This window comes from Methylomonas fluvii, from assembly GCF_014850975.1.
GTDB classification, from domain to species: Bacteria; Pseudomonadota; Gammaproteobacteria; order Methylococcales; family Methylomonadaceae; genus Methylomonas; species Methylomonas fluvii.
This window is the reverse complement of the sequence record NZ_JACXST010000002.1, coordinates 441668-458809: the sequence shown is the minus strand read 5'-3', so window position 1 is coordinate 458809 and position 17142 is coordinate 441668. Positions and strand designations below refer to the sequence as shown.

The following is a 17142-nucleotide window of genomic DNA, read 5'->3' as shown; positions in this document are numbered from 1 at the left end:
ACGACCCGAATATACAAAATGAAAGAAAAAACGCGCGAGTTTGAATATACCCAAGCAGATTTTGATGTTCTAAGGAAAATATCCAACCAATATTCCGGGATATTGGTGCCGGACGATAAATTCGACATGTTTTATTCGAGATTGTCGAAACGGGTCCGCATGCTGGGATTCACCACCTTCAAACAGTATTGTCAGTATCTGAAAGACAACCCTGATACAGAATTTACTGAGTTTATCAACGCGGTTACTACTAACCTTACTTCTTTTTTTCGCGAAAATCACCACTTTGAATATTTAAGCAAGACGGTTGTGCCGGGGTTGCTTAAAAAACATGCCGGGACTAAACAGATTAAAGTTTGGTCCGCAGGTTGCTCGACAGGTGAGGAGCCTTATTCTTTGGCGATGACTTTGAAGGAAAGCGTCCCGGCTGATTGGAACATCAGTATTCTGGCTACCGATCTTGATACGAATGTTTTGGCTACCGCCGCAGCCGGTATTTACATGGCTGATCGCGTGACAGGAATAGCCGAGCAACGCCTTAAGCGCTGGTTTCAAAAAGGTATGGGTGGACAAGCGAATAAGGTACGCGTTAAACCGGAATTGAAAGAATTGATAGAGTTTAAACAATTGAATTTGATGCAGGAGTGGCCCTTGAAAGGGTATTTTGATTTTATTTTTTGCCGAAATGTTTTGATCTATTTTGATCGGGAAACCAAGGCGATGTTAGCGAATCGTTACTGCGGCTTATTGGAAGAGGGCTCATATTTGTTCATTGGACATTCAGAGTCCTTGCATCAACTCGATACCGGATTCAGTTTGATAGGTAACACCATCTACAGGAAGTCGAGTAAGTGAGTCATAAGCCGTATGTGGAAAGACCTCTTATCGCCGGCTTCGAAAATGTTAATCGGTATTGGGATCAAGAAAATCAAATAGTGGCGGCAAAATTGATGCCCGGTGACTACTACGTCACCAAACAGGATGAAATGATTACGACTGTGCTGGGTTCTTGCGTGGCAGCCTGTATAAGGGATGTGGTGACCGGCGTGGGGGGTATGAATCATTTCATGTTGCCGGAGACTAGTAAAAGTCGCTTGAACGACAGAGACGAAGCCGTCGTTGGCAATGCCTCACGCTATGGCAATTACGCGATGGAACATTTGATAAACGCTATTTTGCAAAATGGCGGTAAGCGCAAAAACTTGGAAGTTAAGTTGTTCGGCGGTGGCAAAATCATCGCTACCCTCGGTGATGTGGGGGCTAGAAACATTCAATTCGTTTTGGACTATGTGGATACTGAAGCGTTGAATCTGGTTTCTCATGATTTGGGCGATATTTACCCGCGTAAGGTGAATTTCTTTCCGCATACCGGACGGGTCAGAATGAAAAAAATTAAAGATTTACACAACCAAACTATCTTCCTGCGCGAGAAGCAATATAGTTCCAGTATCAAGGACGCACCGGTTGAAGGTAGCGTAGAGCTATTTTAGGAAACCAGGATGACAAAAATTAAGCTATTGATTGTTGACGACTCGGCATTAATTCGCCAAATGCTGACACAAATTTTTAATGAGGCAGGCGATATTGAAGTAGTCGGCACGGCCAGTGATCCGATTATTGCCAGGGAAAAAATAAAGGCGTTGAATCCCGACGTATTAACACTGGATGTAGAAATGCCGCGTATGGATGGGCTGACATTTTTACGTAATTTGATGCGCTTACGGCCGATGCCGGTGGTCATGATTTCAACGTTGACCGAAAAAGGTGCCGAAGTGACTCTCGACGCGTTGGCGCTCGGTGCGGTTGATTTTGTGGCAAAACCAAAAATCGATGTCTCTCATGGCTTACGAGCCTATGCCGATGAGATTATTGGTAAAATCAGGATGGCCGCTCAGGCAAAAGTCAAAGCCTTGGAAACCAATCGGGTTAATGTTCCAGTCCTTAGTTCAGTGAATGAAAATGCAACCGGTACGATGAAAAAGCATTTCAAAACGACTCATAAAATTGTGGCGTTGGGTTCTTCAACGGGCGGCACCGAAGCGGTCAAGGAACTGGTTAAAAGCTTGCCCAGAACGGCACCGGCGATTGTCATTACTCAACATTTACCACTCGCCTTCAGTGCTTCGTTTGCCAAACATGTAAACGAGGCCTCGGAGATGACTGCTTGCGTGGCTAGCGATGGGCAGCTGATATTGCCCGGAAATATCTATATAGCGCCAGGTGATCAACATCTCATGGTTGTGAGAGATGGCGCTCGTTACGCGTGCCGCCTGGATGATGGTCCACCTGTCAACAGACATAAGCCCTCCGTGGATGTCCTGTTTCGATCAGTTGCCGAGAATGTGGGTAGCAATGCTGTTGGGGTTATGTTGACGGGTATGGGGGCGGATGGTGCCAGAGCTATGCTTGAGATGCGCGAGGCCGGAGCCGTCAATATAGTGCAGGATGAAGCATCCAGTATCGTTTGGGGCATGCCCGGCGAAGCTTACAAACTGGGGGCCGCGCATCATGTGTTATCCTTGGGGAAAATAGCGGAAAAAATCCTGGCCCTGGTAGATTGAAAATATGTTGCAGTTCCTAAAAGACAACGCGCTCCTGGTTTTATTCACGCTGGTAGTTTTGTTATTGCCGTTGTTTTCGTCCAATGCGCTGGTTTATTGGCTAGCCCCCCCATCGCAACGATATTGTGGATGGTCAAAGCATTTCGTGTTCAACGTGCGCAAGTGTCAGCCTCGACAAACAGCAAGGATCTAAGTGACGCGGAATTGGTGCGCGCGATTGATGACTATTTGTTACATTTGAAAGATTGTATCGACCAAGAAGCCTCCTATTTTCGCGCGGAATTGGAACAGCTTAAATCCATGCTTGCTGATGCGGTGACTACGATGTCCAACAGCTTCAATAGTTTGGCTAGTCTGACGTCCGGGCAGTCATCGATAGTATATTCGTTGGTAGCTGATCTGGAAGGAAGTACTGACAAAGGGCGTAGTACTCTCAATTTCACGAGTTTTGCTCAGGAAACCGATGATGTCCTGCAGTTTTTTATCGACCATATTCTGCAAATCAGTAAGCAGAGCATGGAAATGGTCGCGGTCATCAATGACGTTGGGGGCCATATGGCTCATGTCGAGAAACTATTGGGCGACGTGCAGAAGATTGCCGATCAAACCAATTTGTTGGCGCTGAATGCCGCCATAGAAGCCGCCAGGGCGGGAGAAGCGGGTCGAGGCTTTGCGGTGGTTGCGGGAGAGGTGAGGAATCTTTCAAAAAACTCCGATAAGTTCAGCGAAGAAATTAAGCGCGTGGTGAAGGCCTCCAAGGATAATATCCGCGAAGCGCAAACCATGATTGAAGTAATGGCCTCCAAAGACATGAACGTGGCGATTAGTTCCAAGGCCAGTATCGACAAGATGATGGATGATATCGCCATCATTAATGCCAATATCTCCAGCAATGTTGGCGAAATTTCCCAATTGACCAATAAAATCGAATTCAATGTGGGTAATGCGGTGAGAGGCCTGCAATTTGAGGATATGGCCCGGCAATTGATCGAATACTTGCAATTCAATTTACAGCATTTCGGTTCGCTATCCGACGAGGTAAGTATAGGTTTGGGGGTATTCAAAACCGGTAGTGATGCTAATTGGCGCGACCAATTACGGCAAGGCTCGGATCGCTTGAAAATCATGAAGCAGCAGTGGCAAGTAAGAAAGTCGCATATTGTTTCGCAATCTTCCATGGAGGAAGGTGATGTGGATCTGTTTTAGTCTAAAGGTAAGAGATGACATGATAATTCGTGAGGTTAAAAAATATGGGTATTGATGCACGCGTTGATGCGGGAGTGTTGTCGATTAAAATAAGCGGCCGGTTCGATTTCGGTGTACACAATGAGTTTCGCGAAGCCACCAAGCTTGTTGAAAGCGGCGTGAAGTTGATAGAAGTCGATTTGATCGGTACAGAATACTTAGATAGCTCAGCCCTTGGTATGCTGTTAGTTCTGCGAGATAAGATGGCTGGCGATAAGTCGGCAATACGGATTAAAAATTCGCGTACCGAAGTAAAAAAAATTTTGGAAATCGCTAATTTTGATAAATTATTTACACTGTCCTGAGCAATCCCGCTTTTTTATATAACCTAATGGCGCGATCAAACCGGCAACGGTTTGCCTAGCCGCCAACACTCCATGAACCAGCAGACTGACTTTTCCAGTTCCGATTTCATTAGAAATTTTTTCCAGCGATTTCTACCCAATTCCCAAGTTGTTTCCCTAGCCATAGTTTTGCTGGGCGGCTTTTTATTGATATACGGCTTGCTGGATTTGCTGATGCCGGTTTTTGTGGCGATTGTGTTGGCGTATCTACTGGAAGGGCTGGTGGTTAAAGCCGAACAGCGCCAACTCGGTCGTTTGATTTCGGTGCATCTCGTATTCTTTGCGTTTATGGCTGTACTGGGGTTTGTGTTGTTCGTGCTGGTGCCGATAGTGTCCGAGCAAACCGTGCAACTGGTGCAACACATACCGGAGATTGTCTCCAGCACCCAAGCCGAGATCATGCGCTTCCCTGAACGCCACCCGGAACTGATTTCGGAAGTCCGGATTCGCGAAATCATGTTTTCCATTCAACAAGACTTGCTCAAGTATGGTCAAGATTTGATCTCCGGCTCTGCCCAATCGTTTGTCGGATTGGTTGCGGTGATCATTTACTTGTTTTTGGTGCCGTTGATGGTGTTTTTCTTTCTGAAAGATAAACAGGTTTTATTGGGCTGGTTTGTGCAGTTTCTGCCAAGAGATACCAGCCTTAGTCTGCGAGTGTGGCATGAAGTCGATAGGCAAATAGCCAATTACGTTAGGGGCAAATTTCTTGAAGTGTTTATCCTGTGGGCGATCAGTTACATAGTCTTCTGGTTGTTGGGTTTGAATTATGCGATGTTGCTTGCGGTACTGATGGGCTTGTCTGTGGTGATTCCTTATGTTGGCGCGACATTAGTCACTTTTCCGGTATTGGCGGTGGCTTATGTGCAGTGGGGCGTTGGTGGCAATGATCACTTTATGTACGTATTTATCGCCTATTCGGTGATTCAGGCATTGGATGGCGTCATATTGGTGCCGCTGCTGTTTTCTGAAGCAGTGAATTTGCATCCTATTGCAATTATTGTTGCCATCCTGTTTTTTGGCGGCTTGTGGGGGTTTTGGGGGGTGTTTTTTGCGATACCCTTGGCCACGCTGGTTAAAGCGGTGTTGATGGCGTGGCCAAAGGCTGAAATCAGTCAATCATTGGTTTGATGGCTTTACAAATTATCGGATGCAAAATCCGCCAGGCGCGAACGCTCGCCACGCCGCAAAGTAATGTGGGCGCTATTCGGCCAAGATTTGAAACGATCAACCACATAGGTCAAACCCGAACTGGTGGCGGTTAGATACGGTGTATCGATTTGTGCCAGATTGCCGATACAGATGATCTTAGTGCCGGGCCCCGCGCGGGTAATCAAGGTTTTCATCTGTTTGGGCGTCAAGTTTTGTGCCTCGTCGATAATCAGGTAGCGGTTTAGAAAAGTCCGTCCGCGCATAAAGTTCAGTGAACGAATTTTTACCCGGTTCATCATGACGTTTTGCGACGCGCCTTGTTCCCATTCGGTCGTACCGGAGCGGCTGCCCAGCAATTCCAGGTTGTCCATCAACGCTCCCATCCACGGCGCCATTTTTTCTTCCTCCGTGCCGGGTAAGAAACCGATGTCTTCGCCAACCGGCATGGTCTCCCGCGTCATGATAATTTCCAGATAAGCTTTGCTTTCCAGTGTCAAAGACAGGCCGGCTGCCAGTGCCAGCAAGGTTTTGCCGGTGCCGGCCGAGCCTATTAGCGTCACAAAGTCCACGTTCGGGTCGAGTAGGGCATTCAACGCAAAATTTTGCTCGCGGTTTTTGGCGGAAATTCCCCAGATGCTATTGTGCTTGGTACGGTAATCGCGGGCCAATTGCAACACCGCCGTGTCGCCTTCGCGGCTTTTTACAATAGCTTCGAAATTATCTTCGCCTTCCATATACAGATATTGGTTGGGATACCATTCGGCAACCAGCGGACCATTTACGCGGTAGTATGTGTGGTCGTTTTCCTGCCACGATTCCATCTTGCCGCCGTGTTCCTCCCAGAAGTCGCTGTCCAGCGGCATCGTGCCGGTGTAGAGCAGGTCTATATCTTCAATGGTTTGATCGTTATGGTAATCCTCGGCACTGATCTGTAGCGCGGCTGCTTTGATGCGCATATTGATGTCTTTGGAGACCAGGATTACCTTCACATCCGGGTATTCCTTACCCAAGGCCAATACGATACTCAAGATGGAATTATCGGCAATCTGCCCGGGTAGGTCGGCGGGGAGTAGGTGCGACAATTGCCGGGTTTGAAAGTACAGACGGCCGTCGAATTCTCGCTCGCCGTTCCGAGCATAATCGATGCGCGACAGCGGTAAGCCGGCGTTGATGGTTTGTTGATCGGCATCGCGGATTAATTCGTCCAAAAATCGGCTAACTTGGCGGACGTTGCGCGATACATCGGATAAGCCTTTTTTGGCGTGATCCAATTCCTCCAGCACCACCATCGGAATGAAAACATTGTGTTCTTGAAAGCGAAAAATGGACGTTGGGTCGTGCATCAGCACGTTGGTGTCCAACACGAACAATTTTTTGCCGGCGGATTGAATATTCATATTATCCTTGTAAAAAGCGTGGAAAGGCGGTTTCAATGCAAACCCGGTGCTGCGCTAAAGGTATTTCTACTCTATCTGTAGAGTTATCGTCAACCGAGCTATCGCTTGGCCTGTGCCCGATAAGCGCTGCTACCCTATGCAAAAGAGTAGTGCGATTTCACCGTCAATTCCGGCTTTTTTTAAAAATACTGGCGTCAATAATCGACTACTCTTCAGTTTCTCTATACTTAAGCCGTCGTCATTGCTTTTGTATAGTCGGTTACAATAGAGCGCATATGTCGCGACAACTTAATTTGTATCGGTATTTTTAGGATAGTTATTTATGACATTTTCACCATCAAACCAGCCAGACTTGGGTTGGAGCCAGATTAGGGAAACCATCAAACTGTTGACCGTTTCGGTTGCTCAGGTTGAAGGCAGTATGAAAGCCGGCGACGAGTCGGTCTCAGCCTTGGCCGACTCTTTTACCGGTATGGTTGAAGATATGAAAAATATTCATCAATTACTGAGCAGTTTTCAGCAGAGCGGGAGCCGCGACCAGGCTCTTACGCATTGCGTGGCGACCCAGGATAAAATCTATTCGGCGATTGTGGCGTTCCAGTTTTATGATCGCCTGCAGCAATGCCTGCAACACGTGTCCAACAATCTAAAAGGCTTGTCGGACATCATCGATACCCCGCAGAGGTTATATAATCCTGCCGAATGGTATAAGTTTCAGGAAAGCATTCGCAACCAGTACACTATGGAATCTGAAAAAGTCATGTTTGATGCTATCCATCAGGGCAAAAGCGTCGATGAAGCGCTAGCCTTGTTTCAGCAAGCAAATCGGCAAAGCGACGACGATGAAATCGAACTGTTTTAATTTTTACTTGGCTACTCAAATCGTAAATGAAAAAAAAATCTCTGTTAATTTTGTGCCCTCTGTTACTGATATTAACGGCGTGTAGTAATCCCGGCTCAGAACCGCCGGTGGCCGGCAGCGTACCGGCCAAAAAAGCCCCGTCTAAAAAATCGGCGGCAAACAAAGCACCCGCAACCACGGCTAAAAAACCGGTGTCTACTCCCGATACTGCCACCTATCCCATCGAAAGTGTCAGCAATAACTTTAAAGATGAACCGAATCTGCCGACCTTTCGCGCCGAGCCCTTGATGCCGCCGGCCGATATTCCGCCACCTGCGCCAGCCAGTTCGGCTCTGTCGGCACCGGCTCCCGCGGCGGTGGCTACAGCAACTGCGCCGGCACCGAGGTTTGTCATAGAAGACGCACGTATCCCCAGTGGCACACCTCCGGCGGTGGTAGCTTTAATTAGCGAGTCCGACCGCAGCCGCAATAGCGGAGATCTTGATGCAGCAGTGGTAGTCATGGAACGGGCGCTACGCATCGATTCGCGCAACCCCACGCTGACGTATAAATTGGCGCAGCTCAGAATCAAACAGAACAAACCGCAACTCGCGGAAGAATTGGCCGGCAAGGCGGCGCTGCTGGCGGGTGGTGATCTGGATCTGAAACGCAAAAGCTGGTTGCTGATCGCCGAAGCCCGGCAAATGCAGCAAAACTCCCAAGGGGCCAGAGAAGCTAAAGCCAAGGCGGATAGCTTTTTCGGTCGCTAGTGGCTGAGGGTTCTACGACGGCGCTTGCCGGCGCCGCTAGCAAATTGGCCGATGTTTTTGGCGACGGCGGTGCCTTAGCCGAGGTTATTAGCGGTTATTCGCCGCGTGCCGCGCAGATCGAGATGGCCGAAAAAATCGCCTACGCCATCGAGTCGCAGCAAAACCTGATTGCCGAGGCCGGCACCGGTACCGGCAAGACCTTTGCCTATCTGATTCCGGCCATACTGTCCGGCAAAAAAGTCATCGTCTCCACCGGCACCAAAAATCTGCAAGACCAGCTATTCAACAAGGATTTGCCGGTAATCCGCAAAGCCTTGAGCAGACGGCCGTTCAAAGCCAGCTTGTTAAAAGGCCGCGCCAACTACCTTTGCACTTACCGTTTGGAGCAGGCCTTGAATTCCGCATTCGGCTACAGCCAGGAAGACGCGGCGGCGTTGGCGCAGATCAAGGCTTGGTCGAAGCGCACCAAGGCCGGCGATGTCTCGGAAGTCGCCGACGTACACGATGGCGATCCGGTCTGGTTTCACGCCACCTCCACCACCGACAACTGCCTGGGGCAAAACTGCCCCGATTACGCCGATTGCTTTCTGACCAAAGCCCGCAAGCAGGCGCAGGAAGCCGAGATCGTGGTGGTCAATCATCATCTGCTGTGCGCCGATTGGTCGATCCGCGAAACCGGCTTCGGCGAACTGTTGCCGGATGCCGAGGTGGTTATCATCGACGAAGCGCATCAACTGGCCGACACTGCGTCCAATTTTTTGGGCGTGACGATTAGCGGCAAACAATTGGTCGATCTGGCCGAAGACAGCCTAGCCGAGTATTTTACCGACGCCAAGGATATGCCTGACCTGCGCACCGCCTGCGAGGACCTGCAGCACGAAGTCAAGGATTTGCGCTTGGCGTTTGGTCTGGAATTGCGCCGCGGCGATTGGCAAGACATCGAAACCAATCCGAAAATTGCCGGTGCACTGGAATCCTTGCAAAAGCAATTGGCGCGCTTAACCGATCAACTGGAACGCGCCTCGGTGCGCAGCAAGGGTTTGGAATCATGCTTCGATAGGGCCGAAGCGCTGGACGCGCAACTGGAAACGCTGATCAACGATAAGGACGGGCAGTGGATCAAATGGTACGAGACTTATAGCAAGTCTTTCACGCTCAGTCGCACGCCGCTGGATATTGCCAAGGAATTTCGCGGTTTCATGGCCCGGCATAAAGCTACCTGGATTTTCACTTCCGCGACCCTGAGCGTGGCCAACAATTTCGTGCATTTTTCCAAGAATTTGGGCTTGAGTAGCGCGCTCAGCCAGAGTTGGGAGAGTCCGTTTGATTACCCAAACCAGGCCCTGTTCTACCATCCCAAAGGCCTGCCGCAGCCCAGTGACCCGGACTTTACCGATAAGATTGTCGAGTTCGCCTTGCCGGTGCTGGAAGCCAGCCGGGGCAGGGCGTTCTTCCTGTTTACCAGTCATCGAGCCTTGCAGCGCGCCGCGCAATTGCTGGAAGGTAAGCTCGATCATCCGATATTGGTACAAGGTACTCGCTCAAAAGGCGTGTTGCTGGATCAGTTCAAGGAACTGGGCAACGCGGTATTGTTGGCGACGGCCAGCTTCTGGGAGGGCGTGGACGTGCGCGGCGACGCCTTGTCCTGCGTCATCATCGACAAACTGCCGTTTGCCTCGCCCGGCGATCCAGTGTTGAAGGCGCGGATGAATGCAATGGAAAAACAGGGCCGCAACCCGTTTTTCGAGCATCAGCTACCCAGCGCCATCATCATGTTGCGCCAGGGTGTGGGCCGGTTGATTCGCGACGTCAACGACCGCGGTGTGCTAATGGTCTGCGACCCCAGGTTATTAAAGCGTTCATACGGCCAGATGTTTCTAGATAGCGTGCCGGCGATGAAGCGCAGCCGCGAGATAGCCGACGTGCGGCAGTTTTTTGCAAGCGAGGAAAGTAGTTGAAATTATTGGCAGTAGAAACCTCCACCGACGCTTGTTCGGCGGCCTTGTTTGTCGATGGCGAGATCGCCGAAAAATTTGCCGTCGCTCCGCGCGAGCACACCAAGCTGATTTTGCCGATGATCGATCAATTAATGGCCGACGCCCAGCTTAAACCGCAACAACTGGACGCCATCGGTTTGAGTCGCGGACCCGGTTCGTTTACCGGCGTCAGAATAGCCGGCGGCGTGGTGCAGGGCATTGCCTATGGTGCGGACTTGCCGGTGGTGCCGGTTTCGACGTTGGCGGCCATCGCCCAAGATTTTTTTAATCGTCGCGCCGATGCCGAGTTGAGTTTTACCGCAATGGACGCAAGGATGGATGAAATTTTTTGGGGTGTGTATCAACGTAACGAATTAGGCTTGGCGGAGTTGATCGGCGCGGAAGCCGTGACGCCAGCCAGCGAAGTGATCTTTCCCGATCTTGCCGGCTTTGGCGTAGGCTCCGGCTGGGGCGTTTATGCGGAGCAGTTGGGCCAGCGTTTAGCCGAGCGGGTGCTGGGTGTCGAGGTTGAGGTTTGGCCGCATGCCGCGTGTATTGCTCAGTTGGGCGCTTATGGATTTGCTAGCGGTTTGGCTGTGCCGGTCGAGCAGGCCATGCCGGTTTATCTGCGTGATAAAGTCGCGAAAAAACAATCGGAAAGACAGCAAGATTTGCGCCGCTAACCCGCTACTAAAACTGCCTCGCGACGTTTTTAATCTCTTCTAAGGTACAATGTCGTTTTACCCAAGCCGATATTTCTAGCCAATGGCGCAATATTTCGAAATTCATCCGAAGAACCCGCAGCCGCGTTTGATTCAACAAGCGGTCAATATCCTGCGCGAAGGCGGTGTAATAGCCTACCCCACGGAAGCTTCCTACGCGCTGGGTTGCCAGATCGGCGATAAGGCGGCGATGGATCAAATTCGCAGCCTTCGCCGGCTGGACGATAATCATAACTTCACGCTGTTGTGCACCGACTTGTCGCAGGTTTCCAACTTTACCAAAATGGGTAACGAAGCTCATCGCTTGATCAAAAAACTGACGCCCGGTCCATTTACGTTTTTGCTGGATGCCACGCGCGAAGTGCCGCGCCGTTTACAACATCCGAAAAAGAAAACCATAGGCGTCAGAATCACCGACCATCCGGTGGCGCAAGCCTTGGTCGAGCAGCTGGGCGAACCATTATTGACCTCCACGTTGATGATGCCCGGTGATGACGAGCCTTTGGCCGATCCTTACGAAATCAGAAAGCGGCTGGAAAAAGAGTTGGCCCTGGTGATAGACGTGGGCGTGATCGAATATCAACCCACGACCGTCATCGCTTGCGGCGACAAGTCGATTGACATTGTTCGGCAAGGTATCGGTATTGCGCCGATGTTGGAGTAAAAGCCATGATGGACGAATTAACTCTGATACAAAGGATCGTGGTGTGGATTCTGCCGGTGATTTTTGCGATCACCGGTCACGAGGTGGCACACGGTTGGGTCGCGAAGAAATTGGGCGATAACACCGCTGCCGATCAAGGCCGCTTAACGCTGAATCCTCTCAAACATATCGATGTGCTGGGTACGCTGATTATCCCCGGTTTGTTATTGCTTACCTTTACTGGCTTCGTGTTCGGTTGGGCCAAGCCGGTGCCGGTCGATCCGCGCGCGTTTAAAAAGCCGCGCCAAGCGATGGCGATTGTGGCGGTAGCCGGCCCCCTTTCCAATCTATTGATGGCGATGGCCTGGGCTTTGCTGGCTAGAATCGGTGTGATGTTGGAAATCGAATATATCTCCTTCCCGTTAATTTACAGCGGTGTCGCCGGCATCAGCATCAATTTGGTTTTGGCTTTGATCAATCTTTTGCCGATTCCGCCGTTGGACGGCAGCCGGATTTTGTCCGGGGTGCTATCGGATTATTGGGCCTGGCAATACAATCGTTTGGAACGGTTTGGTTTTATTTTTTTGTTGATATTACTCGCTACCGACGTGTTGCAATATTTGCTGGCTTATCCGATGTACTACGCCCAACAATTATTTTTTAGTTTGGCGGGCATGTAGTTTTGAACGAAGTAGCATTACCGGTTGAAGCCGCGCTGCCGCCTCTGGCGTTGGTGCAAGGCCAGCCTTATCAGGATTTACCGGAAGACCTTTATATTCCCCCGGATGCGTTGGAAGTATTTTTGGACGCGTTCGAAGGGCCGCTGGATTTGCTGTTGTATTTGATTCGCCGGCAGAATCTGGATATTCTCGACATCCCCATCGCCCAGATTACCCGGCAATATATTGCCTATATCGACATGATGGAAAATCTGCGTCTGGAGCTGGCCGCAGAATATCTGGTAATGGCCGCATTGCTGGCGGAGATCAAATCGCGGATGTTGTTGCCTAGACAGCCGGAAAGCGAGGAAGAAGAGGAAGACCCGCGAGCGTTTTTGATCCGCAAGTTGCAGGAATACGAAGCGATCAAAAAAGTGGCGGAAGAAATCGACCAGCTGCCGCGAAACGAGCGCGACACCTTTGAATTTGGCGTTGACACTTCGACCGTGGATGTACAGCAAATTTTGCCGGATGTGCAACTCAAGGAACTGCTGCTGGCCTTCCAGGACATACTGAAGCGCGCCGAGAGGCTTACCCACCATCAAATAACCAAAGAACCCCTATCAGTCCGTGAACGAATGGCAGCCATTTTGGAAAAACTTAACGGAGCAAATCAGCTCCCTTTCGCAGCGTGTTTTACCCGAAGTGAAGGAAAAAACGGAGTGGTTGTCGCGTTTCTTGCCATCCTTGAACTCTCCAAGGAACGCATCATCGACATCTTCCAGTCCGAACCCTACGCCGGCATCCACGTCAGAATCCGCGTCGATAGCGGCACCGGGGACTGATCCGCAGCTAGCCGAAACCGTCGTTGATGATGTTATTCCCACGGCCAAACCCAGAGCGCCCCGCAAGCCTCGCATCAAGCCCGAGCCGGTTACGATATTCGTGCCGGTCAAGCGTCGAGCCGTGCGTTTGCCGGCTAACTGGTCCAGCGAGCCGCGCGTCGCGGTTGTTCACATCCAAGAACCAAGCAAGCCGGTGGTTTTGCCAACGTCCCCTAGGCACGCGGTGCGCTTGCAGTCGGGTTGGCAGAGTAGCTGGCAACTGCCCATGCCGGAGGCTGCGGCCGTTAGCGAGTCTAGGCGCGCAAGCCGCTTACCGCGGCGTTGGGCCGAGATTATTCGCGCCAGTACTTACCAACCCATCGTGGTCGAACGCCACCGTCTACTGCCTGAAATAACTAAAGAGTGCGACATGAACACCAAGCGCATCGTGGAAGCCATTTTGTTTGCCGCTAATCGGCCGATGACGATCAGGCAGATTCAGGAAACCTTTCCGGAGTTGGAACAACCCGATACCTTGTCGGTACAAATGGCCCTGGATGAAATCGCCCGCGACTACGCTGACCGACCCATCGGCCTGCGGCAATTGGCCAGCGGCTACCGGTTTCAGGTGCGCGAGGGCCTCTCGCCTTATGTCACCCGCTTATTCGAGGAAAAGCCGGCCCGTTATTCGCGCGCGCTTTTAGAAACCTTGGCGATTATCGCCTACCGCCAGCCGGTGACGCGCGGCGAAATCGAGGATATTCGCGGTGTCAGCGTCAGCAGTTCCATCATTCAAACCCTGTTGGAACGGGAGTGGATTCGCGTCATCGCCCATAAGGAAGTACCGGGCCGGCCGGCTTTATTCGGCACCACCAAGCAATTTCTGGATTATTTCAATTTAACCTCATTGAGCGAATTACCGACGCTGGAAGAAATCGTCAATTTCGATTTCGGCAACTCGCCTCAACCGCAACCCGAGCAGGACCACAGTGAAAGACCGCAAACCGCCGAGATCGAACAACCCGTCAGCCCCGCAGGACAAACGGAGCCAGAAACCGCAGCCGCGGAAACCGAGTTCGACCCACAAGCCGAAGCCGGCCTCGGCACCGAAAAGCTTACCCTCCACTAAAGCCGCGCCAGCCGGCGGCGAGCGCATCCAGAAACTACTGGCGCGGGCCGGCGTCGGCTCGCGTCGGGAAATCGAGCGCTGGATAGAAGAGGGCAAGCTCACCGTCAACGGCAACCCGGTGCAACCGGGTTACCACTTAAAGCCGGACGACCATCTGCAAATCAATGGCCGGGTCGTGAAATGGGAAAAATACGCTGAGCAACCGACCAGGGTGCTGGTGTACCACAAACCGGTAGGCGAGTTGGTTACCCGCCGCGACCCGGAAGGCCGCCCGGTGATCTTCACCCAACTACCGCGCCTGCAAGTCGGCCGCTGGATAGCGGTTGGCCGTCTGGACATCAATACCTCCGGTATGATTTTAGTTACCAATAACGGCGAATTGGCCAACCGCTTGATGCACCCGTCCCAGGAGGTCGAGCGCGAATATGCGGTGCGGATATTGGGCGAAGTCGACGATGCGATGCTGGCGCGCCTGAAACAAGGCGTGGAACTGGACGACGGCCCCGCGCATTTCGAAGACGTCAGCTTCTACGCCGGCGAAGGTGCCAATAAATGGTTTTATGCCACGGTGAAGCAAGGGCGGAATCGTTTGGTGCGGCGTTTATGGGAATCGCAGGGGGTTAAAGTCAGCCGCTTGATCCGGGTTCGCTACGGCGATGTTACCTTGCCGGAGCGGGTTAGGGCGCATTCGTTTTATGAATTGGAGGCTAAGGAATTGGCGGCTTTGATGGAGTTTGTGGGGTTGTAGTCGCGTTGAACTAATCGATGCTGCAATCGGAAGCCGTGTCCGCTGCGACGCGATGATCTTAATAGTTCAGTGGAGTTTTGAGGTCGGATTCTCTTCGGTCAGCGTTGCGATCACCCCATTAATGATTTGGTTGATTCGAGTCTTTTCTTGTTCTGGAAGATTTTGTAGCGGAGGACACGTCAGGGTCATGGTGAATACGCTTCGCTTTGTGCCAATAGTGAAGTGAAAAACCTGAAGCAGTTGGTCGCGTACTTGTTTTATTAAAGGCGGGACGGGAATTATCGCCTTGCCGTCGGCAGAGTAGTTGACCGTCATCCCTTGCTTTTCCGCAGATTGTTTGACCAGATATACTCCAAATTCTTCGGGATATTCCGGACCATCTGAGTGGACTCTCGAAATTTCAAGCCTACAGATGTAATCCTCGCCAAAGGTTGCCTCGATCTGGTCGGCGGGCGTTTTAGAAATACGCACGTAGTGCGGGAGCACCACAGATACCGATTCTTGTTGGAATTTGACCTTTACGGTTGCCGGCCTATCAGGCCTGCCGAACAAGAGTTCGTCGGTATCGCTTAGGAAGTATTTGACGTTTTCGGGACTTGTGCTGACAAGTCCTGCACGCAAACTACGTTGAAAATCCAAAATTTGAGCCGCCGATCTCATAGCGGCCAATGCTCGTCTTTGCACGCTGTTCTCGGTATTGGCTAAGGTTTCGTCATGGTTGTTCTTGATGTTTCTTAGAATTTCTGCCACGAATTGGCAGTAGGCTTGGTATGGTTCGTCGCTAGCCGAATAAATTGCGGCAAAGATACCGGTTTTTTGCTTTCGTTCCGCGTGGCTCGTTGGTAGAAACACTAAATTGTCCAGCGAATTGAGATCCCAAATGAATGGTCCTCCTGGAAAAATCAGTGAAGCGGTACGGATATATCTTAGAAATTCGGCAATATCCTTTGTAGTAGCGACCTCGTGCGGGATTAGGTAATGCAATTTGCCGGACACCCATAAGTCCGGATCCCAAGACCAAGCAAGCGGGTTATTTTCTGCTTGGATATTCGGAAGTGCCGCTCTTAATATCTTTTTGAGTTCTTCTAAGTCGGTTGGTGTGAGATTGACCGCTGGATAGTTAGTTTCCGTCTCAATTGTCGTAACTTTTTTCTTAAAAAAATTCTTCAACATTTTTCTGCTCTAAATGGCTTGAGATTATGCTTACACGGCATTGAATTGCTGATGGGAGCTCGGTCGGCACTTGCAAAACGATTACCAGCAAAGTTGCTGCAAAGGTTGCTCGCAACTCACTATAGTTGGTAGTTTTTGAAAGTCAAAAACAATGCCACTCTATTCCGAAGAATAAAGTGTCTTGTTTTTCGGTCGATGCGCATGTCCTCACGCGATTGGCGGATTACGTAAACAATGTTTCGCTATCGCGAGGTTTATTTTGAATGCCGGTTCTCGCACCGGCGGGCGAGATACTTTCTTTCGCTCCGCCAAAAGAAAGTATCCAAAGAAAAGGCGGCCCGGATGCCGTTTAACTCCTGCGTTCCTCGCTTTTGCTAGGGGTTGCCGAAGGGGCTTCCTGCCCCTTCGGCAACGTGCGGCATCCATGCCGCACCCCTACGGGCTATTCCTATCAAAAGCTGCGGTACTCGGCGCGGCATACGGGACAAACCGTCCGCAAATTTATATTGCGTAGGCTGGGTAGGAGCGATAGCGGAAACCCAGCTTAAAGGTCTCTAACCTAACGAAGAACGGCATTTTTGGGGTAGTGCATTAAGCGCGGATCAAGACAGGAAGGATTTCAACTTGTCCGTGAAACTGTGCCAGCCTTCTTCCAGTTTTGCGGCGGATTCTTTCCAGCCACTTTCAAAACTTTCTTTAACATCGTCCCAGGTTTCGTCGGCGACGGCAGCGATTTCTTCGGCTTTAGCCTTGGCTTGGTCCAATTTTGGCTCTAGCTCGGCGATTGCCGCGCGGACATCATCCAGCGCCTCGTGGGATTCGTCTAGGGCTTTTTGCTTTAGCTCTTCCAATTTCACTTGCTGTTCGTCAATCGAAGTATTAATTTTCGCTAGCAGTTCATCTTTGGTCATGGCACAGTCCTCCCGCGCGGGGATTGGTTGATTGAGTGTGCAGTCTA

The 17142-nt window shown here is 50.9% G+C and carries 18 protein-coding genes; 15 read left to right on the top strand and 3 right to left on the bottom strand.

Translation table 11 applies throughout. The features are described from left to right. The first annotated feature begins 18 nt into the window (after positions 1-18). The 6 genes from EBB_RS11575 to EBB_RS11550 all read left to right on the top strand — a co-directional run bounded on the left by EBB_RS11575 (position 19) and on the right by EBB_RS11550 (position 5281). The gene (locus EBB_RS11575) at positions 19-855 is read left to right on the top strand and encodes a CheR family methyltransferase (RefSeq protein WP_192394008.1); all 837 of its coding nucleotides are present in this window, start codon (positions 19-21) and stop codon (positions 853-855) included. Then, on the top strand, positions 852-1490 hold the full coding sequence (gene cheD, locus EBB_RS11570) for a chemoreceptor glutamine deamidase CheD (RefSeq protein WP_192394007.1): 639 nt from the start codon (positions 852-854) through the stop codon (positions 1488-1490). Before EBB_RS11575 ends, cheD begins: the two co-directional genes overlap by 4 nt. Before the next feature lie 9 nt (positions 1491-1499). Beyond that, complete coding sequence (locus tag EBB_RS11565) at positions 1500-2561, top strand: protein-glutamate methylesterase/protein-glutamine glutaminase (protein ID WP_192394006.1); 1062 nt, start codon at positions 1500-1502, stop codon at positions 2559-2561. A 129-nt stretch (positions 2562-2690) separates the two neighbouring features. Beyond that, entirely contained in the window at positions 2691-3767 is a 1077-nt protein-coding gene (locus EBB_RS11560) for a methyl-accepting chemotaxis protein (protein WP_225587409.1), read from the top strand. Positions 3768-3811: 44 nt separating this feature from the next. Continuing rightward, positions 3812-4111, top strand: a complete 300-nt coding sequence (locus EBB_RS11555) for an STAS domain-containing protein (protein WP_033157434.1) — start codon at positions 3812-3814, stop codon at positions 4109-4111. A 72-nt stretch (positions 4112-4183) separates the two neighbouring features. Next, the gene (locus tag EBB_RS11550; RefSeq protein WP_192394005.1) at positions 4184-5281 is read left to right on the top strand and encodes an AI-2E family transporter; all 1098 of its coding nucleotides are present in this window, start codon (positions 4184-4186) and stop codon (positions 5279-5281) included. Positions 5282-5286: 5 nt separating this feature from the next. Here EBB_RS11550 and EBB_RS11545 read toward each other — a convergent pair whose 3' ends face one another. Then, complete coding sequence (locus tag EBB_RS11545) at positions 5287-6699, bottom strand: PhoH family protein (RefSeq protein ID WP_192394004.1); 1413 nt, start codon at positions 6697-6699, stop codon at positions 5287-5289. A 322-nt stretch (positions 6700-7021) separates the two neighbouring features. Here EBB_RS11545 and EBB_RS11540 point away from each other — a divergent pair, with 322 nt between their 5' ends. From EBB_RS11540 to rluB, 9 genes are all read left to right on the top strand, one after another. Continuing rightward, positions 7022-7561, top strand: a complete 540-nt coding sequence (locus EBB_RS11540; protein WP_192394003.1) for a hypothetical protein — start codon at positions 7022-7024, stop codon at positions 7559-7561. 26 nt (positions 7562-7587) lie between these two features. After that, positions 7588-8310, top strand: coding sequence for a tetratricopeptide repeat protein (locus EBB_RS11535; protein WP_192394002.1), 723 nt, complete (start codon positions 7588-7590; stop codon positions 8308-8310). Further along, complete coding sequence (gene yoaA, locus EBB_RS11530) at positions 8310-10268, top strand: DNA repair helicase YoaA (protein ID WP_306790000.1); 1959 nt, start codon at positions 8310-8312, stop codon at positions 10266-10268. Before EBB_RS11535 ends, yoaA begins: the two co-directional genes overlap by 1 nt. After that, entirely contained in the window at positions 10265-10969 is a 705-nt protein-coding gene (gene tsaB / locus EBB_RS11525; RefSeq protein ID WP_192394001.1) for a tRNA (adenosine(37)-N6)-threonylcarbamoyltransferase complex dimerization subunit type 1 TsaB, read from the top strand. Before yoaA ends, tsaB begins: the two co-directional genes overlap by 4 nt. 82 nt (positions 10970-11051) lie before the next feature. Beyond that, positions 11052-11672, top strand: coding sequence for an L-threonylcarbamoyladenylate synthase (locus tag EBB_RS11520; RefSeq protein WP_192394000.1), 621 nt, complete (start codon positions 11052-11054; stop codon positions 11670-11672). A 5-nt stretch (positions 11673-11677) separates the two neighbouring features. Continuing rightward, entirely contained in the window at positions 11678-12331 is a 654-nt protein-coding gene (locus tag EBB_RS11515; protein WP_192393999.1) for a site-2 protease family protein, read from the top strand. A gap of 2 nt (positions 12332-12333) precedes the next feature. Then, positions 12334-13155: a segregation and condensation protein A gene (locus EBB_RS11510; protein WP_192393998.1), complete on the top strand. Its 822-nt coding sequence runs from the start codon at positions 12334-12336 to the stop codon at positions 13153-13155. 223 nt (positions 13156-13378) lie between these two features. Beyond that, positions 13379-14263 carry an SMC-Scp complex subunit ScpB gene (gene scpB, locus EBB_RS11505; RefSeq protein ID WP_371741565.1) on the top strand — a complete coding sequence of 295 codons (885 nt, stop codon included), beginning with the start codon at positions 13379-13381 and terminating at the stop codon, positions 14261-14263. Positions 14264-14288: 25 nt separating this feature from the next. Beyond that, positions 14289-15011, top strand: a complete 723-nt coding sequence (gene rluB, locus EBB_RS11500) for a 23S rRNA pseudouridine(2605) synthase RluB (RefSeq protein WP_192395004.1) — start codon at positions 14289-14291, stop codon at positions 15009-15011. Between the two features lie 66 nt (positions 15012-15077). Here the strand turns inward: rluB and EBB_RS11495 are convergent, their stop codons facing one another. Next, entirely contained in the window at positions 15078-16184 is a 1107-nt protein-coding gene (locus EBB_RS11495) for a hypothetical protein (RefSeq protein WP_192393997.1), read from the bottom strand. A gap of 602 nt (positions 16185-16786) precedes the next feature. After that, the gene (locus EBB_RS11490) at positions 16787-17095 is read right to left on the bottom strand and encodes a sll1863 family stress response protein (protein WP_192393996.1); all 309 of its coding nucleotides are present in this window, start codon (positions 17093-17095) and stop codon (positions 16787-16789) included. Positions 17096-17142: the final 47 nt, after the last annotated feature.